21 protein-coding genes are annotated in these 24,806 nt (G+C 73.1%); 8 read left to right on the top strand and 13 right to left on the bottom strand.

Annotated features, from left to right (window positions below):
- Positions 1-62 precede the first annotated feature (62 nt).
- From MODMU_RS02715 to MODMU_RS02725, 3 genes are read left to right on the top strand one after another with little or no spacing between them, the layout of a single operon-like run.
- Positions 63-1,163 (top strand): ABC transporter permease, encoded by a 1,101-nt coding sequence (locus MODMU_RS02715; protein ID WP_014738630.1) that lies wholly within the window; start codon positions 63-65, stop codon positions 1,161-1,163.
- 1 nt (position 1,164) lies between these two features.
- Entirely contained in the window at positions 1,165-2,199 is a 1,035-nt protein-coding gene (locus MODMU_RS02720) for an ABC transporter permease (protein ID WP_014738631.1), read from the top strand.
- Complete coding sequence (locus tag MODMU_RS02725; RefSeq protein ID WP_014738632.1) at positions 2,196-3,884, top strand: dipeptide ABC transporter ATP-binding protein; 1,689 nt, start codon at positions 2,196-2,198, stop codon at positions 3,882-3,884. Before MODMU_RS02720 ends, MODMU_RS02725 begins: the two co-directional genes overlap by 4 nt.
- A gap of 34 nt (positions 3,885-3,918) precedes the next feature.
- Here the strand turns inward: MODMU_RS02725 and MODMU_RS02730 are convergent, their stop codons facing one another.
- From MODMU_RS02730 to MODMU_RS02775, 10 genes are all read right to left on the bottom strand, one after another.
- Positions 3,919-4,560, bottom strand: coding sequence for a winged helix-turn-helix transcriptional regulator (locus MODMU_RS02730; RefSeq protein ID WP_014738633.1), 642 nt, complete (start codon positions 4,558-4,560; stop codon positions 3,919-3,921).
- A gap of 5 nt (positions 4,561-4,565) precedes the next feature.
- A complete protein-coding gene (locus MODMU_RS02735; RefSeq protein WP_014738634.1) occupies positions 4,566-5,003 on the bottom strand; it encodes a VOC family protein in 438 nt (145 codons plus the stop codon).
- Positions 5,004-5,089: 86 nt separating this feature from the next.
- Positions 5,090-6,055: a pirin family protein gene (locus MODMU_RS02740; protein WP_014738635.1), complete on the bottom strand. Its 966-nt coding sequence runs from the start codon at positions 6,053-6,055 to the stop codon at positions 5,090-5,092.
- 31 nt (positions 6,056-6,086) lie between these two features.
- The gene (locus MODMU_RS02745) at positions 6,087-7,028 is read right to left on the bottom strand and encodes a glycoside hydrolase family 88 protein (RefSeq protein ID WP_014738636.1); all 942 of its coding nucleotides are present in this window, start codon (positions 7,026-7,028) and stop codon (positions 6,087-6,089) included.
- Entirely contained in the window at positions 7,028-7,741 is a 714-nt protein-coding gene (locus MODMU_RS02750; protein ID WP_014738637.1) for an SDR family NAD(P)-dependent oxidoreductase, read from the bottom strand. The genes MODMU_RS02745 and MODMU_RS02750 overlap by 1 nt, the downstream gene beginning before the upstream one ends.
- On the bottom strand, positions 7,738-9,135 hold the full coding sequence (locus tag MODMU_RS02755) for a GH1 family beta-glucosidase (protein ID WP_014738638.1): 1,398 nt from the start codon (positions 9,133-9,135) through the stop codon (positions 7,738-7,740). Before MODMU_RS02755 ends, MODMU_RS02750 begins: the two co-directional genes overlap by 4 nt.
- 89 nt (positions 9,136-9,224) lie before the next feature.
- Entirely contained in the window at positions 9,225-10,325 is a 1,101-nt protein-coding gene (locus MODMU_RS02760) for an ABC transporter ATP-binding protein (RefSeq protein ID WP_014738639.1), read from the bottom strand.
- A 55-nt stretch (positions 10,326-10,380) separates the two neighbouring features.
- On the bottom strand, positions 10,381-11,283 hold the full coding sequence (locus MODMU_RS02765) for a carbohydrate ABC transporter permease (RefSeq protein WP_014738640.1): 903 nt from the start codon (positions 11,281-11,283) through the stop codon (positions 10,381-10,383).
- Positions 11,284-11,292: 9 nt separating this feature from the next.
- The gene (locus tag MODMU_RS02770) at positions 11,293-12,282 is read right to left on the bottom strand and encodes a carbohydrate ABC transporter permease (RefSeq protein WP_014738641.1); all 990 of its coding nucleotides are present in this window, start codon (positions 12,280-12,282) and stop codon (positions 11,293-11,295) included.
- Between the two features lie 148 nt (positions 12,283-12,430).
- On the bottom strand, positions 12,431-13,741 hold the full coding sequence (locus MODMU_RS02775) for an extracellular solute-binding protein (protein ID WP_197537377.1): 1,311 nt from the start codon (positions 13,739-13,741) through the stop codon (positions 12,431-12,433).
- Positions 13,742-13,960: 219 nt separating this feature from the next.
- Here MODMU_RS02775 and MODMU_RS02780 point away from each other — a divergent pair, with 219 nt between their 5' ends.
- The 4 genes from MODMU_RS02780 (at position 13,961) to MODMU_RS02795 (ending at position 18,612) form a co-directional block, all read left to right on the top strand.
- Positions 13,961-14,980 (top strand): LacI family DNA-binding transcriptional regulator, encoded by a 1,020-nt coding sequence (locus tag MODMU_RS02780; protein ID WP_231851752.1) that lies wholly within the window; start codon positions 13,961-13,963, stop codon positions 14,978-14,980.
- 127 nt (positions 14,981-15,107) lie between these two features.
- The gene (locus tag MODMU_RS02785; protein ID WP_014738644.1) at positions 15,108-16,760 is read left to right on the top strand and encodes a circularly permuted type 2 ATP-grasp protein; all 1,653 of its coding nucleotides are present in this window, start codon (positions 15,108-15,110) and stop codon (positions 16,758-16,760) included.
- Positions 16,754-17,704: an alpha-E domain-containing protein gene (locus MODMU_RS02790; protein WP_014738645.1), complete on the top strand. Its 951-nt coding sequence runs from the start codon at positions 16,754-16,756 to the stop codon at positions 17,702-17,704. Before MODMU_RS02785 ends, MODMU_RS02790 begins: the two co-directional genes overlap by 7 nt.
- Before the next feature lie 5 nt (positions 17,705-17,709).
- Entirely contained in the window at positions 17,710-18,612 is a 903-nt protein-coding gene (locus MODMU_RS02795; RefSeq protein WP_197537378.1) for a transglutaminase family protein, read from the top strand.
- Positions 18,613-18,665: 53 nt separating this feature from the next.
- Here MODMU_RS02795 and MODMU_RS02800 read toward each other — a convergent pair whose 3' ends face one another.
- Positions 18,666-19,340: a hypothetical protein gene (locus MODMU_RS02800; protein WP_014738647.1), complete on the bottom strand. Its 675-nt coding sequence runs from the start codon at positions 19,338-19,340 to the stop codon at positions 18,666-18,668.
- A gap of 12 nt (positions 19,341-19,352) precedes the next feature.
- Positions 19,353-20,807 (bottom strand): hypothetical protein, encoded by a 1,455-nt coding sequence (locus MODMU_RS02805; protein WP_051143915.1) that lies wholly within the window; start codon positions 20,805-20,807, stop codon positions 19,353-19,355.
- Positions 20,808-21,100: 293 nt separating this feature from the next.
- On the opposite strand from MODMU_RS02805, the gene MODMU_RS02815 reads away from it, so the two are divergent.
- Complete coding sequence (locus MODMU_RS02815) at positions 21,101-22,954, top strand: ABC-F family ATP-binding cassette domain-containing protein (protein ID WP_014738649.1); 1,854 nt, start codon at positions 21,101-21,103, stop codon at positions 22,952-22,954.
- Positions 22,955-23,054: 100 nt separating this feature from the next.
- On the opposite strand, the gene leuA is transcribed toward MODMU_RS02815, so the two are convergent.
- A complete protein-coding gene (leuA, locus tag MODMU_RS02820; protein ID WP_014738650.1) occupies positions 23,055-24,788 on the bottom strand; it encodes a 2-isopropylmalate synthase in 1,734 nt (577 codons plus the stop codon).
- Positions 24,789-24,806: the final 18 nt, after the last annotated feature.

Raw genomic sequence — 24,806 nt, forward strand, 5'->3', positions numbered from 1 at the left:
GGGGCTCCGCACGTCCGGCCCTGCCGCACCGGCCGGGGAGCCGTACTGATGGACTGGGAGCGATGACCACGACCACGACGGAGCTGACCGCCGGCTCCACCGACCCCACGGGCGACGCCCCGGCGGAACGGACGCGCAGCGGTGGCGGCCTCGGCAGCTACCTGCTGATCCGCTTCCTGCTGATCTTCCCGACGATCTTCATCCTGGTGACGGCCGTCTTCTTCCTGATGCGGACCACCGGCGACCCGATCACCGCGGCTCTCGGTGGCCGGCTGCCGGCCGACCAGCTGGCCGAGCGCATCCGCGCCGCTGGCTACGACCGGCCGCTCATCTCCCAGTACTTCTCCTACCTCGGCGACATCGCGCACGGCGACTTCGGGACGACCCTGAGCGACCGCCGGCCGGTGCTGGACGTGCTCAAGACCTTCGGCGCGGCCACCCTCGAGCTCGTCTTCTACGCGCTGATCGTGGCGTTCATCGTCGGCATCCCGCTGGGCCTGCTGGCCGCCTACTTCCGGGACAAGTACCCCGACGCGGTCCTGCGGGTCTTCGCGATCCTCTGCTACGCCACCCCGGTGTTCTTCGCCGGGCTGGTCCTCAAGCTGGTCTTCTCGGTGTGGCTGGACTGGCTGCCCGTTGCCGGGCGGGCCTCCACCGGCACCGAGATCCAGTTCGCCACGATGGACAACCCGACCAACATCTACCTGCTCGACGCGATCCGCCTCGGTGACCCCGAGGCCGTCAAGGACGTGCTGCAGCACGCCGTCCTGCCGGCAATCGCGCTCGGCCTGCTGACCGCCGGCATCTTCCTGCGGCTGGTGCGCACCAACGTCATCGGCACCCTCGGCTCCGGGTACGTCGAGGCGGCCCGCTCCCGCGGGGTGTCCGAGTCCCGGCTGCTGCGCAAGCACGCCTACCGGCCGGCGCTCATCCCGATCATCACCGTCATCGGCCTGCAGATCGCCGTCCTGCTCGGCGGCGCGGTGCTGACCGAGACGACCTTCGAGTGGAAGGGCCTGGGCTTCCAGCTGTTCCAGTACCTCTCCGCCCGTGACTTCGTGGCGGTGCAGGGGATCGTCGCCCTGCTCGCGGTGATCGTCGCCGTCACCAACTTCATCGTCGACATCATCGCCGCGCTCATCGACCCCCGGGTGAGGTACTGAGATGGCCACCGCGACCACCGTGGACAGCCCGGTCCGGAAGCGGACCTGGCGCGGGCTGCCGCTGGTCAAGCAGGTCCGGCAGAGCGTCGGGCTGCAGCGCGGCATGCTGGTTGCCGGGCTGGTGCTGACCGGCGTCTTCGTGCTCACCGCCGTCTTCGCGCCGCTGCTGGCGCCGTACGAGTACGACCAGCTGCGCGACGCGAACGGCCCGTTCGGCTCCCAGGCGCGCCCCTCGGGCAACCACCTGCTCGGGACGACGGTCGGTGGGTACGACGTGCTCTCCCGGGTCATCTGGGGCACCCGGACCGCGCTGGCGGTCATCGTCATCGCCGTCCTGCTGTCCGTCGTCGCCGGCGTGCTGCTCGGCCTGGTGTCGGGCTACTTCGGCGGCTGGCTGGACCGGCTCCTGGTCGTGGTCTGCGACGCGGTCTACGCCTTCCCGTCGCTGCTGCTGGCCATCGTCGTGGCCATCGCCATCAGCGGCGGCCAGTCCAGCCTCATCGGGGGTGTGCTCGCGGCAGCCATCTCGATCACGGTCGTCTTCATCCCGCAGTACTTCCGGGTGGTCCGGGCCGAGACGGTCCGGATCAAGTCCGAGGCGTTCGTCGAGTCGGCCCGGGTGATCGGGGCCAGCAACTGGCGGATCATGGCCCGGCACGTGCTGCGCAACGCCACCCGCACGCTGCCGCTGATCCTCACCCTCAACGCCTCCGAGGCGATCCTCACCCTCGCCGGGCTGGGCTTCCTCGGCTTCGGCATCCAGCCCACCTCGGCGGCCGAGTGGGGCTACGACCTCAAGCAGTCCATCGCCGACGTCTCCAGCGGCATCTGGTGGACGTCGATCTTCCCGGGAGTCGCGATCGTGCTGACCGTGCTCGGCCTGACCCTCGTCGGGGAGAGCCTCAACGACCTGGCCGACCCGCGGCTGCGCAGCCGCCGGGCGGCCGCGGACGGACCGCCGCCGGCCGGCACCGTCGAGCCCGGTGGCGCGGTCGTCGCCACGGACATCGCCGTGGGCGGGGTGTGGGGCGGGTGAGCGCCGTCGTCGACATCACCGACCTGCAGATCTCCTTCGCCACCGACGCCGGCACCGTCGACGCCGTCTCCGGGGTCAGCCTCCAGGTGCAGGCCGGCGAGGTGCTGGCCATCGTCGGCGAGAGCGGCAGCGGTAAGACCGTGACCGCGCGCAGCATCCTCGGCCTGCTCCCGGAGACCGCCCGGGTGCGCGGTGCGGTGGTGCTGACCAGCAGGGACGGCGGCAGCTCCCAGGACGTCGTCCCGCTGCGCGGCGCGGCGCTGCGCGAGGTGCGCGGCGAGGACGCCGCGATGGTGTTCCAGGAGCCGTCGACCTCGCTCAACCCGGTCTACCCGGTCGGCTGGCAGATCATCGAGGGGCTGCGCGCGCACGGGAAGCTCAGCCGCAAGGAGGCCCGGGCCAAGGCGGTCGACGTGCTGCGCCGGGTCGGCATCCCCGACCCCGAGCACCGGATCGACCACTACCCGCACCAGTTCTCCGGCGGGCAGAAGCAGCGCATCGTCATCGCCCAGGCGCTCGTGCTCGACCCCGGCGTGATCATCGCCGACGAACCGACGACGGCGCTGGACGTGACCGTGCAGGCCGAGATCCTCGAGCTGCTGCGCCGCTGCCGGGACGACTTCGGCGCCGCGATCGTGCTGATCACCCACAACATGGGCGTGGTCGCCGACCTCGCCGACCGGGTGGCGGTCATGTACCAGGGCGAGATCGTCGAGCAGGCCGACGTCCGGACGCTGTTCAGCGCCCCGCAGGACCCCTACACCCAGCAGCTGCTGGCCGCCGTGCCGCGGCTGGGCCAGGGTGTCGCGCACACCCGGGAGCGGGCGGCCCGGCGGGCGCCGGGCTGGGCGGAGGTCGCACCGGTCGTCGAGGCCCGCGACCTGCGGATCGTGTACCCCGGGCGGCTCCGCCAGCCGGACTTCACCGCCGTGGACGGCGTCAGCTTCTCCATCCGCCCGGGCGAGGTCCTCGGCCTGGTCGGGGAGAGCGGCAGCGGCAAGACCACCATCGGCCGCGCGATGGCCGGGCTGACCAAGGTCACCGGTGGGTCGCTGCAGGTGCTGGGCGCGGAGATGAACGGCTTCAAGGAGCGCGCGTTCCGGCCGGTGCGCGAGCGGATCGGGTTCGTCTTCCAGGACCCGGCGTCCAGCTTCAACCCGCTGCTCACCATCGCCGACGCGGTCGCCGAGCCGCTCGTGGTGCACAAGCGCGCCAAGGACCCGCGCGCCGCCCGCGCCCGGGTCGACGAGCTGCTGGAGGCGGTCCAGCTGCCGAAGCACTTCGGCGACCGCTACCCGCACGAGCTGTCCGGCGGGCAGCGGCAGCGCGCCAGCCTGGCCCGCGGGCTGGCGCTGCAGCCGGAGCTGCTGATCGCCGACGAGCCCACCTCGGCCCTCGACGTCTCGGTGCAGGCCCGGGTGCTGGAGCTCTTCGACGAGCTGCAGAAGGAGCTGGGGTTCGCGGCGCTGTTCATCAGCCACGACCTCGCCGTCGTCGACCTGCTGGCCGACAAGATCGCCGTCCTCTACCGGGGCAAGCTGGTCGAGGAGGGCACCGGCGCGGAGGTGCTCGGGGCGCCGCAGCACTCCTACACCCAGCGGCTGCTCGCCTCGCTCCCGGTGCCCGACCCCGACGAGCAGGCCCGCCGCCGCACCGAGTGGAACGCCCTGCGCGCCACCGACTGACCACCGGGCCGGGGCCGCTGCGCCCCGGCCCGGCTCAGGCGGCCAGGTGGAAGGTGTCCGCGAAGCGGTCGAGCAGGTCGCCCCGTCCGCGCAGCACCTCGACCACGCCGGTCGCGATGGCCCGCTCCGGGGCGAGCTCGCCGGTCATCAGCCGGTGGATGCCCGGGCCCGCGGTGAAGGCGAGGTCGACCGGTCCGCTCCCGCCGGTCACGTCCAGGGTGGGGCCGTCCACCCGGATGAGCAGCTCGGCGGCCCCGAGCCGTGCCGCGTAGGCGGTTGCCGGCAGCTCCGCCGCCACCTGCGGCCGGAAGGCGGTGCGCAGCGAGATCGTCATCGCGTCGGGGGTGACGATCTGGTCCTCCCGCGGGTCGCCCAGGGCCTTGACCCCCCACGCGCCGAGCCCGAGCACGAGCGGCTCCAGCTCGCGGCCGTAGGGCGTCAGCTCGTAGACGACGACCCGCGAGCGCGGCGCCCGGCGGAGGACGCCGGCCGCCTGCAGCTCCTTGAGCCGCGCCGCCAGGATGTTGCTCGGGATGCGGGGGAGCCCCGCGGCGAGCTCCCCGTAGCGGCGCGGCCCGACGAGCAGGTCGCGGACGATGAGCAGCGCCCAGCGCTCGCCGACGAGCTCCAGGGCCCGCGCGACGCCGTCGTACTGCCCGTACTCGCGCGCGGCCACCGACCTCAGGCCTGCTGCTGCTGCGCGAACGCCTCGGGGCCCTGCTCGGCGGCGACCGGGTCCATCCAGCCGAACTCCAGCACGTTGCCGTCGGGGTCGGTGAGCTGCCGCTGGTACATGAAGCCGTAGTCGGAGGCGGGGCGCGGCTCCGATCCACCGGCGGCCAGGCCCTTGGCGGTGGTGGCGTCGACCTGGTCCCGGCTGTCCAGGAAGATCGCGGTCGAGACCGACGGGTTCACCTTCGGGTCCCCGATCGGCAGGTCGGTGAAGGTCTGGAAGAACTCGCGCACCAGGATCATGAAGTAGCTGTGGCCGTCCTCGACGACGACGCAGGCGGCGTTGTGGTCGGTGAACTGCGGGTTGAGGGTGAAGCCGATCGCCGTGTAGAAGGCCTTGGCCCGCTCCAGGTCGGTCACCGGCAGGTTGACGAACATCGAGGTCATCGGGGGTCTCCTTCGCGTGGTCTGTGGACGCCCTCACACTTGTGAATAGCAAGTGCGGCGTCAAGACCCCCGGCCACGGCGTCCGTTCAGCGCTCCCGGCCGCGCGCCTTCAGCGGCAGCGGCGGCAGGGCAGGAGCGGGCAGCCGGTAGCCGTCGAAGCCGGGGACGTCGTCGAACCGGTCGCCCTCGGCCCACGCGCTCGCGTACTCGGCGATCTCCTCGCCGGACCGGCCGACGAAGTTCCACCACATGACGATCCGCTCCTCGAACGGCTCGCCGCCCAGCAGCAGCAGCTGCGCCGGGGCCTCGGTGCGCAGCCGCACGGTGCGCCGTCCGGTGCCCAGGTAGAGCATCGCGCCCGGGGTCAGCGGCGCACCCTCGACGTCGGCGGCCCCGGAGGCCACCAGCACGGCGTGCTCGAAGTCCGGCTCGAGCGGCAGCTCGACGTCGGCGCCGGCGGCCAGCGCGAGGTCGACGCCGACCAGCGGGGTGTGCGCGGTCCCCGGTGAGGTCGCGCCGCCGACCGACCCCATCAGCACGGTCGCCCGCACGCCGTCGGAGTCGAACCCCGGCAGGGTGGTGTGGTGCTCGAACGCCGGCGCGGTGTCCCGGGCGCCGTCGGGCAGCGCCACCCACAGCTGGGCGCCGTGCAGCAGCCGCGGGTGCTCGACGGGTGACTGCTCGGCGTGCGCGATCGCGTGCCCGGCGGTCATCAGCGCGAGCTCCCGGGGCCGGATGACGACGTCGCTGCCGAGCGAGTCGCGGTGGTGCACCTCGCCCTCCAGCAGCCAGGACACCGTCTGCAGCCCGGTGTGCGGGTGCGGCAGCACCTGCATGCCCGCCGACGACCCGAGGTCGTCGGGGCCGTAGTGGTCGACGAACGCCCAGGCGCCCACCAGCCGCCGGCCCAACGTGGGCAGCAGCCGGCGCACCGGGGTGCCCTCGCCGAGCAGCACCTCCTTGCCCGGCAGCAGGTCCAGCGCCGGACGCGCCGACGTCGAGGCCAGCCCGCCCAGCTCGTGCGCGTCGGGGCGCGGCTCGAGGTTGCTCATGCCCCGATCCTGCCCGCTCACGCGGCGCCGGTCACCGGGCCCGCCAGCTCCGGTGCGCCGAGTCGGCGAGCAGCAGGAACGCCTGGGCCTCGGGGGAGTGGCCGGGCCGGTCGAAGTGCGGCGCCGCGCTGGCCCCGGTGACCCGGCCGAGCGCGTCCAGGCAGCCGACCACCGACCCGAGCAGGTCCTCGCCGACCTCGCCGTAACGGGCCGGCAGCCAGCCCTCGGTGGCGCCGAGCAGCGCGGCCCAGGCCAGCATCGAGGCGACGTCGGTGTCCGCGGGGCGGGCCGGCTCGTCGAGCACGTCGCCGAAGAGACCGTCGGGACGGCGCAGCCGCAGGCAGGCGTCCAGCAGCTCGTGGACCTCCGCGGCGGCCGCCGTCCCCGCCCGTCCGGGCAGCTCCCGCACCGCCCGGGCCAGCCCGGCGGCCACCCAGCCGTTGCCGGTGCCCCAGGCGCGGGCGTCGGCCAGCGTGCCGGAGTCCTCGTCCCAGCGGGCCGACCACAGACCGGTGCGCGGGTCCCGCAGCCGCGCCCGGTGCCCGTCGAGCTGGGCGACCGCGGCGGCGGCCTCCCCGAGGGAGGCCAGGTAGGGCACGACCATGTGCACGGTGTCGGCCCACACCTCGCGGCTGCCGAGCAGGTGGAACAGCGTGCCGTCGGCGGCGCGCGGTGCCCCGGTCAGCACCCACGCCCGCTGCCGGGCGGCGGCGGCCGCGAGCCCGGGGTCCCCGGCGGCCAGCCGCTCGACGAACAGCCCGACCGCGGCGCTGTTGACCGCGCAGGCCGGGTCCAGCTCGGCGAGCCGGCCGTCGGGGAGCTGGCGGGCGACCGCGTCGTCCACCAGCACGCGGAGTGCGGCCGCCCTGCCCGTCTGCTCGAGCACGGCGGCCGTCACCCCCTGCTCCCACGAGTGGCGCTGACCGACCAGCAGGGCGGTCAGCACCCGCTCGCGGGTGGCGTCGTCCAGCACTAGAAGGGGATCTCGATGCCGTCCTTGAAGAACCGGCCGGTCACCGAGGTCGGCTCGGCCAGCAGCGCCATCGCGCCGAAGGCGCTCTCCTCCACCGTGCCCGGCGCCTGTTCGCCGCCCAGGCCGGTGCGCACCCAGCCCGGGTCGAGGGCGTTGACCGCGACCTCCCCGTGCAGCTGCGCGGCCTGCATGAGCACGAGCCCGTTGAGCGCGTACTTGCTGACCCGGTAGCTGCCGATGCCGGGTTCGGCCATGCCGGCGACCGAACCCGCGCCGGAGCTGACGTGCACGACCTGCGGCTCCTTGCCGGCCCGCAGCGCCGGGAGCAGGGCCAGCACCAGCCGGTGCGGGGCGACCAGGTTGACCGCGAGGGTCTCCTCGAGGGTGCCGGCCGGCTCGTCCTCGAACCGCTCGTCGCGGGCGAGCATCACCCCGGCGTTGTTGACGAGCACGTCGAGGGCGCCCCACCGCTGGTCGACGACCTCGGCCAGCCGCCCCGGGGTCGCCGGGTCGGTCAGGTCGGCGACCACCGGGACGAAGGAGCCCGGTCCGCCGGTCGCGGCGCGGGCGACCTCGTCGAGCAGCTGCTCGTCGCGGGCGGTGCCGACGACGTCCGCACCGGCCCGGACCAGCCGTTGGGCGACCGCCCGGCCGACGCCGCGCGAGGCGCCGGTCAGCAGCACCCGGCGGCCGGTCAGGTCGGCGGGGCTCATACGCCGTCCCGGTGCTGGCGGAGCACCTCGGCGTAGGCGTGAGCGCTGTCCTTCGGCGTCCGCACCTGGGTCTCGTAGTCCACGTGCACCAGGCCGAAGCGCTGGTCGTAGCCGCGGGCCCACTCGTAGTTGTCCAGCAGCGACCAGGCGAAGTAGCCCCGGACGTCGGCTCCGGCGTCGATCGCCTCGGTCATCGCGGCCAGGTGGCGCAGCAGGTAGTCGACCCGCTCCGGGTCGTGGACCGCGCCGTCCGCGGAGACCTGGTCCGGCCAGGCCGAGCCGTTCTCGGTGATGAACAGCGGCAGGCCCGGCGCCAGGTCGCGCAGCCGGAGGAGCAGCTCGGTGAAGCCCTCGGGGTTGATGCCCCAGCCCATGGTGGTGGTCGGGCCCGCCGGCTCCAGGTCCTGCACCCGCTCGGCACCGATGAAGGGGCTGGCCTTGCCGGTGGGCTCGGCGACGGCCTGCACGACGGAGCGGAAGTAGTAGTTGACCCCCAGCCAGTCCAGCGGCGTGGAGATGACCTCCAGGTCGCCGTCCTCGATCGGCAGCGGTGCGCCGGCCGCCGCCAGGTCCGCGGCGACGTCGGCCGGGTACTCGCCGGTGACGATCGGGACGAGGAACATCCGGTTCTGCTGCCCGTCGAGGCGGCGGGCGGCGTCGACGTCGGCGGGGGAGTCGGTGGCCGGCGACATCGGCGTGAAGTTCAGCGTGATGCCCAGGTGGTCCGCGCCCTTGTCGCGCAGCACCTGGGTGGCCAGGCCGTGCCCGAGCAGCAGGTGGTGCACCGCGCGGGAGGCCTCGACGGCGTCCTGGTGGCCGGGGGCGTGCTGGCCGGCCATGTAGCCGAGCAGCGAGCTGCACATCGGCTCGTTCAGCGTCGACCAGTGCGGGACCCGGTCGCCGAGGGCGTCGTAAACCACCCCGGCGTAGTCGGCGAAGCGCAGCGCGGTGTCCCGGTCGGCCCACCCGCCGCGGTCCTGCAGCGCCTGCGGCAGGTCCCAGTGGTACAGCGTCAGCCAGGGGGCGATGCCCGCCTCGAGCAGCTCGTCGGTCAACCGGCGGTAGAAGTCCAGCCCGCGCTGCTCGACCGCGCCCGCGCCGGTGGGGAGCACCCGCGGCCAGGCGACGGAGAACCGGTAGGCGTCCAGACCGAGGTCCTTCATCAGCGCGACGTCCTGCGGGTACCGGACGTAGTGCTCGACGGCGACGTCGCCGGTGTGGCCCAGGTGGGTCCTGCCCGGGGTGTGGCTGAAGGTGTCCCAGATCGAGGGCCCGCGACCGTCGACGTCCACCGCGCCCTCGATCTGGTAGCTGGCGGTGGCGGCGCCGAAGGTGAAACCGGGCGGGAAGGACAGGCCGGTGGCGGTGTCCGGGCGCACGTCGGTGGAGGTCATGAGGGGGGTTGCTCCTTGGTGCTGGGCGTGGGCTGGGCAGGAGGGACCGGCACGGCCCGGTCGGGCCGTGCGCAGGAGGGGGAGGAGGGCTACTCCAAGCGCTGCTGGCTGGCGGCGTCGAAGACGTGCAGGGCGCCCTCGCGGACACCCAGCCAGAGCTTCTCGCCCATGGCCGGGGCGGACCGGGGCTCGGTGCGGATGACGACGTCGGAGGGGTGCAGGACGTCGTCGGTGTCCTCGCCGGCCAGCTTCGTGTACAGGAACGCGTCCGAGCCGAGCTGCTCCACGACGTTCACCAGCACCGGCACGCCCTGGCCGGGGCCGACCAGGTGCATGGCCTCGGGCCGGAAGCCGACGGTGACCTGCCCGTTGCCGGCCGCGGCGCGGGCGAGCTGCTCGCGCGGCACGGGCAGCACCGCGCCGCCGACCCGGACCCCGCCCTCGACGGCGGTGCCGGTGACCAGGTTCATCGCCGGGGAGCCGATGAAGCCGGCGACGAACACGTTGGCCGGGCGGTCGTAGAGCGCACCGGGGGTGTCGCACTGCTGCAGGACGCCGTCCTTGAGCACGGCCACCCGGTCGCCCATGGTCATCGCCTCGACCTGGTCGTGGGTGACGTACACGGTGGTGGTGCCCAGCCGCTTCACCAGTGCGGCGATCTGGGTCCGGGTCTGCACGCGGAGCTTGGCGTCGAGGTTGGACAGCGGCTCGTCCATCAGGAAGACCTGCGGCGAGCGCACGATCGCCCGGCCCATCGCGACCCGCTGGCGCTGGCCGCCGGACAGCGCCTTGGGGCGGCGGTCCAGGTAGTCGGACAGGTCGAGGATCTTCGCGGCCTCGGCGACCCGGCGGGCCCGCTCGGCCTTGTCCACCCCGGCGAGCTTCAGCGCGAAGCCCATGTTCTCCCCGACGGTCATGTGCGGGTAGAGGGCGTAGTTCTGGAACACCATGGCGATGTCCCGGTCCTTCGGCGGGCGGTCGGTGACGTCGCGGTCACCGATGAGCACGGAGCCGGCGTCCACCTCCTCCAGCCCGGCGAGCATCCGCAGCGAGGTGGACTTGCCGCAGCCCGAGGGGCCGACGAGGACGAGGAACTCGCCGTCGGCGATCTCCAGGTCCAGGGCGTCGACCGCCGGCTTCTCGGCCTTGGGGTAGATCCGGGTGGCCTGGTCGAAGGTCACGGTGGCCATGGTCAGGCACCTCTCGTTGCGGTGGAGGGGAGGGGGGTCGAGCCTGCGCAGCGGGTCATCCCTTCACCGCGCCCTGCATGATGCCGCCGACGATCTGCTTGCCCAGGATCGTGAAGACGATGAGGACGGGCAGGGTGCCCAGCAGGGTGCCGGCCATGATCACCGAGCGCTGCGGGACGTAGCCGGAGCCGAGCCCGGCCAGCGCGACCTGCACGGTCGGGTTGGCGTTGGTCAGCGCGATGAGCGGCCAGAAGAACTCGTTCCAGGCGGTGAGGAAGGTCAGCATGGCCAGCACGGCCATGGCCGGCCGGGCCACCGGGACGACGATCGACCAGAAGATGCGGAAGGTCGACGCGCCGTCGACGCGGCCGGCCTCGAGCAGCTCGTTCGGCAGCGCCGAGATGAGGTACTGCCGCATGAAGAAGACGCCGAAGGCGCTGACCAGCGTCGGGAGGACGACCGCCTGCAGCTGGTTCACCCACTGCAGGTCGGCGATCATCATGAACAACGGGATCACCGAGAGCTGGGTGGGCACCATCATCGTGCCGATCACCAGCGCCAGCAGCAGCCCCTTGCCGCGGAACTGCAGCTTGGCGAAGGCGAACCCGGCCAGCGTGCAGAACAGCACCGTGCCGATCGTGATGCTGCCGGAGACCAGCACCGAGTTCAGGATCGCCTTGCCGATCGGCGCCTGGTCCAGCGCCGCCCGGAAGTTGTCGAACAGGCTCGCGTTCGGCAGGAAGGGCGGCGGGGTGGCCGCGATCTCGGCGTTGGTGTGCGAGCCCGCGACGACGGTCCAGTACAGCGGGAAGATCGACACCAGCGCGGTGAGGGTCAGCAGGGTGTAGGTGACCGGGCCGGCCTTGCCGGCCCGGCCGCTCTTGCCGCCGCGGCGCTCGGGCTTGTCGACCGGGCGGACCGCGGTGGTCTCGGTGCCGGGGAGTGCGAGGGTCGCCATGTCGGGCTCCTACCGGTCGGCTCGGCTGCGGAGGCGGCCGATGAGGGCGTTGACCCCCACGATCACCAGGATGATCATGAACATCGCCCAGGCGGTGGTGGCCGCCTGACCGATGTGGAAGTTGCTCCAGCCCTGCTGGTACATCAGCAGGCCGAGGGTCTGGTACTGCCCGGAGGCGCCGCCGGACGTCGTCCCGTTGCCGGAGAACAGCAGCGGCTCACCGAACAGCTGCACCGCGCCGATCGTCGAGACCACGATGGTGAACAGGATGGTCGGGCGCAGCGACGGGATCGTGACGTTGAGGAACTGCTTCCACCGGCTGGCGCCGTCGATCTCGGCCGCCTCGTAGAGCTCGCCGGGGATGGACTGCATCGCGGCCAGGTAGATCAGCGCGTTGTAGCCGGTCCAGCGCCAGGTGACGATCACCGCGATGGCGATCTGGCTGCTCCAGGTGCCGCCCTCCCAGTCGATCCCGTTCAGCCCGACGCTCTCCAGCAGGGTGTTGATCAGGCCGTAGTCGCGGCCGAAGAGCTGGGCGAACACCAGGGTCGCGGCGGCGATGCTGGTGGCGTAGGGCATCAGCATCACGGTGCGGAAGAAGGTGCGGTTCCGCAGCTTGTAGTTGAGCAGGTGCGCCAGCCCCAGGGCCAGGCACAGCTGGGGGACGGTGGCCAGGATGCCGATCGTCAGGGTGTTGCGCGCCGCGTTCCAGAAGAACTCGCTCTGCAGCAGGTTGCGGTAGTTCTCCAGGCCGACCCAGGTGCCGCCGTCGATGTCGGACAGGCTGGTGCGGTGCAGCGACACCCAGGCGGTGTAGACGAACGGGTAGAGGCTGAAGGCCCCGAAGACCAGGAAGAACGGGGCGACGTAGGCGTAGCCCCAGCGGTTGCGGGTGAGGGTCGTCCGGCGGCGGGCCGGCGTCCGGTCGGGGGTGGCCGGCGCGGCGGCCGGGGGCGAGGCGGTCATCGCCTCGGGGGAGCTCTGGCTCGCGATGGTCATGCGGGGCCTCGAGGTGGTCGGGGGCGGGCGGACCGGGGACGTCCCCGGGGGCCGGAGCGGGCCGGGGCTGGGCGGCCGGTGCAGGTGCCCGGGAGCGGGGGACGCTCCCGGGCACCGCGTCCGGTCGGCGTGCGGGTGAGCCCGGGGCTCAGCCGCCGATCGCCTGGTTGGCGGCCTTCACCGCGTTGTCGAACGCCTCGTCGGGGTCGGTCCCGTTGGCGGCGACGTCGGTCAGCGCCGTGGTGAACGCGTCCTGGATCTGCGTGTCGTAGGGGCCGATCGGCGTCCGCTTGATGTTCTCGGCGGCCTGCCCGAAGATCTGCCCGGTCGGCGCCTCGCTGAAGTACGCGTTGGTGGCGTCGACGACCGCGGGGTCCTCGGCGGCCGTCGGGCTGGACGGGAAGTGCGCCGTCTCGGTGAACAGCGTGATCTGCTGCTCGGGGGCGGTCAGCCACTCGGCCAGGTCCTTGGCGGCCTCGACGTTCTTGCCCTCGGCCGGCACGCTCAGGAACGAGCCGCCCCAGTTGCTGGCGCTCTCGCTGGCACCGGGGAGCGGGGCGATGTCCCACAGGCCCGTACCGGCGTCGCCCATCTGCGAGTTGATGTAGCCGAGCATCCACGCCGGGCAGGCGATGGTGGCGAAGGCGCCGTTGGAGAACGCCGCGTTCCACTCGTCACCGAACTGCTTGAGGTTGGCGGTCAGCCCCTCCGAGGCGGCCTGGCTGGCCAGCCCCCAGGCGGTCTTGACCCCGGTGCTCTCCTCCGGGATCGGGTTGCCGTCCTCGTCGTTGTAGGCCTCGTCGCCCTGGTAGACCGAGGAGGAGAAGACGCTGGCCGGGCTGTCGACGAACGGCTTGCCGGTGGCCGTCTTGTACTGCCGGGCGACGTCCAGGTACTGGTCCCAGCTGCTCCACAGCTGCCCGACCTGCTCGCGGTCGGTGGGCAGCCCGGCCTGCCCGAAGAGGTCCTTGCGGTAGCACATGGCCTGCGGACCGGAGTCGGTGCCGAGACCGACGGTCTTGCCGTCCTCGGTGGAGGCCTGGCCCCACTTCCAGTCGTAGAAGTTCGCCTTCAGCTCGTCGCCGTTGTCCTCGGCGGCGAAGTCGACGAAGGCGTCGGCCTGGTTCTGCACGACGTCGGCGATGAAGCCGATCTCCAGCGCCTGGATGTCGTCGAGGCCGGACCCGGCGGCGAGCCGGGTCTGCAGCGACTTGTAGTACGCCGCGGACTGGGCGATGTTGTTCTGCTTGATGGTGACGTTCGGGTGGAGCTTCATGTACTCGTCGTAGAGCCCGGCGTTGTCGAAGTCCATGGTGCCGAACGTGCCGACGGTCAGGGTGACCGGAGCGTCGGGGTCGTAGCTGGCAGCTGCCGCGTCGGCGCTGTCGTCCGAGCCGCCGCAGCCGGCGGTCAGCAGGACGGCGGCCAGGGCGGCGCCGAGCGTCGCCTTGCCCCTCATCGAATGGAACATCGGACCTCCTGGGTCGGGCCCGGGACAGTGCTCCTGTGCACCGCTCGCCGGGGGCGTGAGAACGCTCTCACGGCCGTGCGGCACAGAGTGGTCTGCGCCACAGGAGGCTGTCAAGTAACAGCTGGGTAACGCCTGGGGACTGTTGGAAAGCGCTCTCACAGGGCACCATGTGGCCACCATCCGAACCCCGGGAGAGCCATGACCGACATGAGCACACGACCTGCGTCACCGACGCTGGACGAGGTCGCCGTGCTCGCCGGCGTCTCGCGGGCCACGGTGTCCCGGGTCATCAACGACTCCCCGCGGGTGAGCCCCGAGGCGCGGGAGGCGGTGCAGGCCGCGGTCGCCGAGCTGCGCTACGTGCCCAACCGGATGGCCCGCAGTCTCGTCACCCGGCGCACCGACACCATCGCGCTGGTGCTCAACGAGCCGAACACCCAGGTCTTCTCCGACCCGTTCTTCGCCAGCATCGTGCGCGGGCTGTCGGCCACGCTGGCCGACACCGACCTCAACCTGGTGCTGCTGACCGCCCGCGACGAGCGCGAGCAGGAGAAGGTCGGCCGGTACGCCCGGCAGGGGCACGTCGACGGCGTGATCCTCATGTCGCTGCACAGCCAGGACCCGCTGCCGGACATCCTCGCCGTGGCCGGGGTGCCGCTCGTGCTGTGCGGCCGCCCGTTCGACGGCCGGGAGGTGGCCTACGTCGACGCGGACAACAGCGGTGGGGCGGTGGTCGCCACCGAGCACCTGCTCGGCACCGGACGACGGCGGATCGCCACGGTCACCGGCCCGCTGGACATGATCGCAGGGGTCGACCGGTACGCCGGCTGGCGCCAGGCGCTGACCGCCGCCGGCGTCGAGCCGGACCCGGCCCTGGTCGCCGAGGGCGACTTCACCGAGGCCGGCGGGCGGCGGGCGATGGAGGAGCTGCTGGCCCGTGCCCCCGACCTGGACGGGGTGTTCGTGGCCTCGGACCCGATGGCCGCCGGTGCGCTCCGGGCGCTGCGGGCCGCCGGGCGGCGGGTGCCCGAGGACGTCGCGGTCGTCGGCTTCGACGACGCCGCCGTCGCCGAGACCACCGACCCGCCGCTCACCACGGTCGCCCAGCCGCTGGCGGACATGACCCCGCTGCTCACCGAGCTGCTGATGCGCCAGATCGACGGGGTGGCCGGCCCGGCGGAGTCCCGGATCTGCCAGACCCACCTGGTCCGCCGCGCCTCCGCGTAGTGGACGAAGGACCCCCTCGCCCCCCACCACTCGCGAGCTCGTGGCGGGCCCCTGCGAGGGGGCCGTTCCAGCACGTCACCTGAACGTCGAAACGCGCGGGACACACGGTCTGTCTAGGTTCACCACCATGGCGGACCTCTTCGACGGCTACCCCCTCGGGCAGCAGTGGGACGAGATGTTCGAGGCCCCCGCCCAGCCCCGCCCGCCGTACACCGGTCTGTACAGCTCGCTGCAGCCGATGTCGGGGGAGGAGCTGGCCGCCCGGGCCGACGTCCTCTCGCAGACCTACCGGGACGCCGGGGTGACCTTCGCGCACGCCGGCGAGGAGCAGCCCTTCCCGCTGGACATCGTGCCCCGGGTGATCGGGCACGAGGAGTGGTCGCTCATCGAGCGCGGGGTGGCCCAGCGGGTGCACGCCCTGGAGGCGTTCCTCGCCGACGTCTACGGCGCCGGCCAGGTGTTCACCGACCGCGTCGTCCCGCGCAGCGTCGTCACCACCAGCGCGCACTTCCACCGCGCCGCGCACGGCCTGGTGCCGCCCAACGGCGTCCGCGTGCACGTCTCCGGGATCGACCTGGTCCGCGACGAGGCCGGCGACTTCCGGGTGCTGGAGGACAACCTCCGCTCGCCGTCCGGGGTGAGCTACGTGATCACCAACCGGGCCGCGATGAGCCAGGTGCTCCCGGAGCTGTTCGGTGACCACCGGGTGCAGCCGGTCAGCGACTACCCGGGCCGGCTGCTGGCTGCGCTGAAGGCCTCCGCCCCGACCGGGGTCGCCGACCCGACCGTCGTCCTGCTGACCCCGGGCGTCTACAACTCCGCCTACTTCGAGCACGCGCTGCTGGCCCGCCAGATGGGCGTCGAGCTGGTCGAGGGGCGCGACCTGGTGTGCTCGGGCGGTCAGGTCAGCATGCGGACGACGGACGGCCAGCAGCGCGTCGACGTCATCTACCGCCGGATCGACGACGAGTTCCTCGACCCGGTGCACTTCCGCTCCGACTCGGTCATCGGCTGCGCCGGGGTGCTGAACGCCGCCCGCGCGGGCCGGGTGACCATCGCCAACGCGGTGGGCAACGGCGTCGCCGACGACAAGCTGCTCTACACCTGGGTGCCGGACCTGATCCGCTACTACCTGGCCGAGGAACCCGTCCTGCAGAACGCCGACACCTACCGGCTCGACGAGCGGGACACCGTGGAGTGGGTGCTGGCCTCGCTCGACCAGCTGGTGCTCAAGCCGGTCGACGGCTCGGGTGGCAAGGGCATCGTCATCGGCCCGCGCGCCGACCAGCGCACGCTGGAGGAGCTCGCGGTCAAGGTCCGCGCCGCGCCGCGGGACTGGATCGCCCAGAAGCCGATCGGCCTGTCGACGTCCCCGACGCTGATCAACGGCCGGATCGCCCCCCGGCACGTCGACCTGCGGCCGTTCGCGGTCAACGACGGCTCCGACGTGTGGGTGCTGCCCGGCGGGCTGACCCGGGTGGCGCTGCCGGAGGGCGAGCTGGTGGTCAACTCCAGCCAGGGCGGCGGGTCCAAGGACACCTGGGTGATCACCCCGCCGCGGCCGGCCGCCGAGCCCGCGCCCGAGCACGACGTCACCCGGATCGAGTTCACCACCGCCGACCTGCCGGCCGAGCCGCCCGCCCAGGACCCCGGCCCGGCCAACGACAACGCGATCGCCCAGTCCCAGCAGCAGCAGCAGCAGAAGGACCCCGCCCTCCTCACCCCTCGCGAGCTCGGGGCGAGCCTCTGGGCGGGGCCGACGGGAGGTGCCCCGTGCTGAGCCGGATCGCGGAGTCGTTGTTCTGGATCGGCCGGTACGTGGAGCGGGCCGACGACACCGCCCGCATCCTCGACGTGCACACCCAGCGGCTGGTCGAGGACCCGTGGATCGACGAGCGGCGGGCCTGCGCGAACCTGCTGGCGCTGATGGGTGCGCCGTGCGCGGAGGAGGAGGCCGACACCGAGCGGGTGCTGGCCACGCTGGCCTTCGACCGGTCCAGCCCGAGCTCGATCACCGGGGCGCTGTCCGCGGCGCGGGAGAACGCCCGCGGCGCACGCGAGGTGCTCTCGGCGGAGATCTGGGAGTCGCTCAACGTCACCCACAACGCCCTCCCGCAGCAGCGCACCATGGCCCGCCGGTACGGCCCGCACTCGCTGTTCCGGTTCGTGCGGGAGCGCTCGGCGATGGTGTTCGGGCTGGCCGACGCCACGATGAGCCGCGACGAGAGCTGGCTGTTCCTCATCCTCGGCCGCTCTCTGGAGCGGGTCGACATGACCGCCCGGATGCTGTCCACCCGCGTGCTGGCCGGGGACGCCGCGCCGTCCTGGACGCTGGTGCTGCGCTCCACCGGCGCCTACGAGCCCTACCTGCGCACCTACCGCGGCGCGGTGAACTCCAGCCGGGCCGCCGAGTTCCTGCTGCTCGACCGGCTGTTCCCCCGCTCGGTGTTCGCCTCGCTGGAGCAGGCCGAGGGCTGCCTGGCCGAGCTGGAGCGGGCCAACGTGCGCGAGGGGCACCGGGTCGGCGTCGCCGGCGAGGCGCACCGGATCGTCGGCCGGGCGCGGACGATGCTGGAGTTCATGCAGACCGACGAGATCCTGGCCAAGCTGCCCACCCGTCTCGACGAGCTGCAGCGCACCTGCTCGCTGGCCAGCGAGGCGGTCACCAGCCGGTTCTTCACCGAGCAGGCACCCCAGATCTGGGTGCCGGAGAGCGTCGGGTGACGGGCGTGCCCCAGTCGCAGTCCCAGTACCAGACCCAGGTCCAGGGCCCGGCCCGGGTGCCCAGCGACCGCTGGCGGCTCCAGGTCGTGCACCGCACCCAGTTCCGCTACGGCGGCCCGGTCCGCTCCTCCTACAACGAGGCGCGGATGACCCCGGAGAACAGCAGCCGGCAGACGACGCTGCGCTCGCGGGTGGAGATCGAGCCGACCGCGACCGTGCACGCCTACCGCGACTACTGGGGTTCGACGGTCACCGCCTTCGACACCCACGGCCCGCACACCGAGCTGGTGGTCAAGGCCACCTCGGTGGTCGAGGCCGGGCCCGAGCCGCACCTGCCCGACCCGGTCGACTGGACGGCGCTCGCCGAGCCCGACGTCCTGGACCGGTTCGGTGAGTTCCTGCGCCCCTCCCGGCTGACCGCGATGGACGAGCCGGTGGTGGCCGCCGTCCGCGAGGTCGTCGGCGACGCCGGCCCGCGGGAGGCCGGCCGCCTGGTCTGCCGGTTCGTGTACGAGCACATGGAGTACCTGACCGGCTCGACCAACGTGAAGACCAACGCGATGCAGGCCTGGACCTCCGGCAAGGGGGTCTGCCAGGACATCTCGCACGTCTCGGTCGGCCTGCTGCGCGCGCTCGGGCTGCCGGCCCGCTACGTCTCCGGCTACCTGCACCCCAAGCCGTCGGCGCAGATCGGGCAGGCCGTGACGGGGGAGAGCCACGCCTGGGTGGAGTGGTGGGACGGCGGCTGGTCGGGTTACGACCCGACCAACGTCGTCGAGATCGGCACCCGGCACGTGACGCTGGCCCGGGGTCGGGACTACACCGACGTGCCGCCGCTCAAGGGCATCTTCTCCGGGCCGAAGAGCGAGGGCTCGAAGGTCACCGTGGAGGTCACCCGCCTCGCCTGAACGACGCGACCCCCGCACCGCCGGGCGGCGGTACGGGGGTCGGGTCGGTCAGGTCACGTGGGGTCGGGTTCCAGGTTCCGCCGGGGGACGCCGGTGGTGTCCTCGGGCCGGGTCATCGGGGGTGACCAGCCGGTCCGCTCGGGCACGTGGGTGCGCCAGCCGTCGCGGCGGCCGGCGACCCACGCCTCGCCCAGGTCGGTCCGCTGGCCGTCGGCCTGCAGCGCCGGCCAGCCGCGGCCGGCGGCCACGCAGGCCACCGCCCAGCCGACCTTGGTGGCCACGCCGAGCCGGCGGAACGCCGGGGCGACGTAGACCTGGCGGACCAGGCCGGTCGCGGCGTCCCACCGCATGGCCCCCACCTGGTTGCTCCAGTCGATGCCCAGGGCCTGGAGGCCGGCCTCGTCCAGCACGTCGCCCTCGGCCCGGTCCGGCGTGGAGAAGGCGACCAGGTCGACCTCCGACGCCGTACCGGGGGCCGGGAGGACGACGTACCAGAGCACCGGCGCCCCCGGGACCGCCGCGTCGGCGATCAGCACCCGGGAGGGCGCCTGGCCGGGGCCGGGCAGGTGCACCTCGGCGACCCAGCCGGTGGGACGGCGGACCGGCGGCGGGAGCTGGACCACCGTCCCGTCGGCGAACTCCGCGCTGGCCACGGCCACCACCACGTACCCCGGTTCACCGGGGGCCTGGTGGTGAGCGCGCCAGAGCGACTCCAGGCCGCTGGGCATCGACGACCCCGCTCAGGCGGAGCGACGCCGGGCGGCGACGGTGACGGCTGCGGCGCCGGCGGCCAGCAGGCCACCACCGACGGCGATCAGCGGCAGGACGTCGGTGCCGGTGTAGGCCAGGCCGCCCGAGGTGGTCGCGGCCTCGGTCACCGTGAACGTCGCCTCAGCGGTGATGCCGCTGGTCAGGCCCTGCATCTCGACCGTGTGGGTGCCGGCCTCGAAGCCCGCGGGGACGGTGAAGGTGAAGGTCGCGACGCCGTTCGCGTCGGCCTGCACCGTGCCGAGGTCGACCGGCGTGGAGTGCAGCACGCCGCTCACCATCTCGCCGGGCAGGAACCCGCCGATGCTGATCGTCTGCTGCTTGCCGGCGGCCAGCGAGGCGGCGGCGACGGACTTCGTCGCCGGGGTGGTGACCGTGGGGGCGGGGGCGGCCGGCGTGGTCGGCTGGGTGACCGGCGCGCCCAGCTGCAGGCGGACGGCCGTGTCGCGCTCGGCCAGCGAGGTGGCGATCCCGACCTCGAGGGTCAGCGGCGTGGTCGGCGCGCTGGACGCGAACAGCGTGTAGGTGCCCGGCTGGTAGATGCCGTCGAAGGTCGCGTTCCCGGAGCCGTCGGTGGTCACCGTCGCGAAAGAGTCCTCGTCGACGCTCGCCAGGGTGATCAGGTCGCCGTCGGTGTCACCGTCGTCCTCGGAGACGCAGTCCCAGTCGGCGACCGTGCAGAGGCGGAACTCCTCGCCGGCCGGGCCGCCGGAGATCCCGATCTGCCGGTAGCCGTGCGGGGCGACCAGCGGTACGTACACCGAGCCGAACAGGTCGTCGCTGCCGAAGATGGGGTCGATCGATCCGGTGCCGGCGCTGCTGTGGGCCTGGGTGCTCACGGTGGCGCCCGGGAGCAGCAGCACCTGGCCGGAGTCGGGACCCTTGACGAGGGTGAGGGTGTAGACCGAGTTCGCGGGGATGTTGGCCAGGCCCGGGTTGAAGGGCGACTTCGGGACGGTCGAGCTGCTCGGGAAGACGCAGGCGTAGTAGTCGAAGGTGCAGGTGCCCTCCGCCGTCGAGGGAGCACCGCTCAGCGTGCTGTACGTCAGCTTCACCTGGGCGCCGGTCGGGTCGATCTCCTCGGAGTCGATGCCCGAGCCCTCCGGGGCCTCCAGCTGCGGGTAGAGCTTGCCGGTGCCGTAGTCGGCACCGGGCAGCGTGACGGCCGGCTGCGCGTCCGCCGAGGTCGTCGGCGCCGCCGGGACGGCCGGGGCGGTCGTCGTGGGCGCGCTCGTCGCGGGGGACTCGGTCGTAGCGGTGGCCGGGGCGTCCGTGGCGGTGGCGGTCGGCTCAGGCGTCAGGACCGTGGTCGGCGTGGGGGACGTGGTCTCCGGCGCCGTCGTCGGGGCGGCGGTGTCGGTCGGGGCAGCGGTCTCCTCGGCCAGGGCGGCCGGCGCGAACGCCCCTGCCGTGGTCAGCAGTCCCATGGTGACTGCTGCCGTACGGATGGCCGTGGGCTTGCGGAGAACAGCCGAAGAGCTGCGCGTCATCTCGTGACCTCATGTCGTCTTCCGCCGTCCATCGGCGGGATTCGCCGCAGATGTTGGCCCTTGCCTGTGACCTGCAGGTTCGCGACCCGCGGCGTGTCGGTCACCGAAACGAGATCGTCCGCCACTCCTGGGGCGAGTGGGTCGCCCGGTGCGCGTGGGGTGCCCGGGGCGCTGCCGGGACGCGCGGCGGCATGGGGGAGAATGGCCGGGATGACCGCTGGACCGCCCCGATGAGCGCACCGCTGAACCTGGTCAACCTGGAGCGGGTGCACAAGGCCCACGGGACGACCGTCATCCTCGACGACGTCTCCCTGGGCGTCGCGGCCGGGGAGCGGATCGGCGTCGTCGGCCGCAACGGCGGCGGCAAGTCCACGCTGCTCGGGGTGCTGACCGGGACCCAGGAGCCCGACTCCGGCCGGGTCACCCGCCGCGGCGACCTGGCCATGGGCGTCCTCGACCAGACCGGCACCCTGCCGCCGGGCACGACGGTGCGCGACGTCGTCCTGCCCGCCTCCCGGTTCGCCGCCGAGCACGAGTGGGCCGGTGACGCCGCCGTCCGGTCGGTGCTGACCGGGCTGGAGCTCGACCGGCTCGGGCTGGACTCCCCGGTCGCGCCGATGTCCGGCGGTGAGCGGCGCCGGGTCGCCCTCGCCGCCCAGTTGATCCGGCCGCTGGACCTGCTGGTGCTCGACGAGCCGACCAACCACCTCGACGTCGAGGGCGTCGCCTGGCTGGCCGAGTACGTCAAGGCCCGCGCCGGCGGGCTGGTGGTGGTCACCCACGACCGCTGGTTCCTCGACGAGGTGTCGACCACCACGTGGGAGGTCGCCGACGGGAGCGTGCACGCCTACGAGGGCGGCTACTCCGCCTACACGCTGGCCCGCGCGGAGCGCGCCCGGATCGCCTCGGTGACCGAGGAGCGGCGGCTGAACCTGGTGCGCAAGGAGCTGGCCTGGCTGCGGCGCGGCCCGCCGGCCCGGACCAGCAAGCCGAAGTTCCGGATCGAGGCGGCCCAGGCGCTCATCGCCGACGAGCCGCCCGCCCGGGACACGATGGCGCTGGCCGGCTTCGCCGCCCGGCGGCTGGGGAAGACCGTCTACGACGTCGAGGACGTCACGTACACCGTCCGCGGCCGCGGGGACGTCGACGACGACCCGGGCGGCCCGGCCGACCCGCGGGGTGCCGAGGCGCGCACGCTGTTCGACCACCTCACCTGGCACGTCGGTCCCGGTGACCGGATCGGCATCGTGGGCGTGAACGGCGCGGGGAAGACCTCGCTGCTCAAGCTGCTGGTCGGTGAGGTGCAGCCGGACGCCGGCGAGGTCGTCGTGGGCCAGACGGTCGCGCCCGCCTACCTGTCCCAGCACGTCACGGAGCTGCCGCCGCGCTCCCGGGTGCTGGAGGCCGTGCAGGACGTCGCCCGGATCGCCAAGATCGGCAACCAGGAGATCTCGGCGTCCACGCTGGCCGAGCGGTTCGGGTTCGCCGCCAACCGGCAGTGGACCCCGGTCGGCGACCTCTCCGGTGGTGAGCGCCGCCGGCTCCAACTGCTCCGGCTGCTGATGGCCGAGCCGAACGTGCTGCTGCTCGACGAGCCCACCAACGACCTGGACATCGACACGCTCACCGCGCTCGAGGACCTGCTGGACAGCTTCCCGGGCACGGTGCTGGTGGTCAGCCACGACCGGTACTTCGTCGACCGGGTCTGCGACTCGGTGGTCGCGCTCATGGGCGACGGCACGGTCGCGGCGCTGCCCGGCGGGGTCGAGGAGTACCTGGCCCGGCGTGCGGCGGGCGAGGCGGCGCTGCCCTCGGCCGGGTCGGTGGCCTCCCCGGGCAGCCAGACCGCGTCACCGTCCCGCAGCGCGGCCGACGTGCGCGCCGCCCGCAAGGACGCCGCCCGGCTGGAGCGCCGGATGCTCAAGCTGGACGCCGACGAGAAGGCGCTGCACGGCGAGCTGGCCGAGGCGGCCGCCGACTACGCGAAGGCGGCCGAGCTCGACGCCCGGCTGCGGGCGGTGCAGGCGGAGAAGGAGCAGGTCGAGCTGGACTGGCTGACGGCCGCCGAGGTCGCCGAAGGTTGATGAAGGACCCCGGTGCCCCCCACGGCTCGCAGGCTCGCCGCGGGCCCCTGCACCGGGGCCACCGCCGGGGGCGGAGATCCAGCTCCGCCCCCGGCGATGATCAGCGCTCGGCGCGGTTGACCGCGGAGACGATGGCGCGCAGCGACGCGGTCAGGATGTTCTCGTCGATGCCGACGCCCCACAGCACCCGCTCGCCGACGGCGCACTCGACGTAGGAGGCGGCGCGCGCGTCGCCCCCGGCGGAGAGCGCGTGCTCGGCGTAGTCGAGCACGCGGACGTCGACGTCCACGCTGCGCAGCGCGTCGACGAACGCGGCGATCGGACCGTTGCCGTGCCCGGTGACGGTCACCGGCACGCCGTGGTCGACCAGCTCGACCCGGAGCTCGTCCCGGCCGCTGCCGGAGGCGTTGTGCTCGTGGCCGGTCAGCGCGAACCGGCCCCAGGCCGCGGCCGGGTCGGGCAGGTACTCGTTGGTGAACGCCGCCCACATCTGCTGGGCGGTGACCTCGCCGCCCTCGTCCTCGGTGTGCCGCTGGACGACGGCGCTGAACTCGATCTGCAGCCGGCGGGGCAGGTCCAGCTGGTTCTCGGTCTTCATGATGTAGGCGACGCCGCCCTTGCCGGACTGGCTGTTCACCCGGATCACGGCCTCGTAGCTGCGGCCGACGTCCTTGGGGTCGATCGGCAGGTAGGGGACCGCCCACGGGATCTCGTCGACGGTCTTCCCGGCGGCCTCGGCGTCGGCCTTCATCGCCGCGAAGCCCTTGTTGATCGCGTCCTGGTGGGAGCCGGAGAAGGCGGTGTAGACCAGGTCGCCGCCGTAGGGGTGCCGCTCGTGCACGCCCAGCTGGTTGCAGTACTCGACGGTGCGCCGGATCTCGTCGATGTCGGAGAAGTCGATCTGCGGGTCGATGCCCTGGCTGAACAGGTTGAGCCCCAGGGTGACCAGGTCGACGTTGCCGGTGCGCTCGCCGTTGCCGAACAGGCAGCCCTCGATCCGGTCGGCGCCGGCGCGGTGGCCCAGCTCGGCGGCGGCGACGGCGGTGCCCCGGTCGTTGTGCGGGTGCAGGCTCAGCACGACCGCGTCGCGGCGGGCGAGGTTGCGGTGCATCCACTCGATCTGGTCGGCGTAGACGGTGGGCTCGGCCATCTCCACCGTGGCCGGCAGGTTCAGGATCGTCGGCCGGTCGACGGTCGGCTCCCACACGTCGGTGACGGCGTTGCAGACCTCGACCGCGTAGTCCAGCTCGGTGCCGGTGAAGGACTCCGGGGAGTACTCGAACCGGATGTCGGTGTCGCCCATCTGCTCGGCCAGCTTGCGCACCAGCTGCGCACCGTGGACGGCGATGTCGGTGATCCCGGCCCGGTCCTGGCCGAACACGACCCGGCGCTGCAGCGTGGACGTCGAGTTGTACAGGTGCACGATCGCCTGCCTGGCGCCGCGCAGGGACTCGAAGGTGCGCTCGATCAGCTCGTCCCGGGCCTGGGTCAGCACCTGGACGGTGACGTCGTCGGGGACCAGGTCCTCCTCGACGAGCTGGCGGATGAAGTCGTAGTCGGTCTGGCTGGCGGCGGGGAAGCCGACCTCGATCTCCTTGTAGCCCATCCGGACGAGCAGCTCGAACATCCGCCGCTTGCGCTCGGGGGTCATCGGGTCGATCAGGGCCTGGTTGCCGTCACGCAGGTCGACCGCGCACCAGCGGGGCGCGACCGTCGTGGTCTTCTCCGGCCAGGTGCGGTCGGGCAGGGGTACGGGCGTGAACGGCGCGTACTTGCCGATCGGCATGGCCGAGGGGCGCTGCGGGTTGCGGGCGTGCGGGTGGGACTCGGGCATCGTGGCTCCTCTTGCGGG

Source organism: Modestobacter italicus, assembly GCF_000306785.1.
Taxonomy (GTDB): domain Bacteria; phylum Actinomycetota; class Actinomycetes; order Mycobacteriales; family Geodermatophilaceae; genus Modestobacter; species Modestobacter italicus.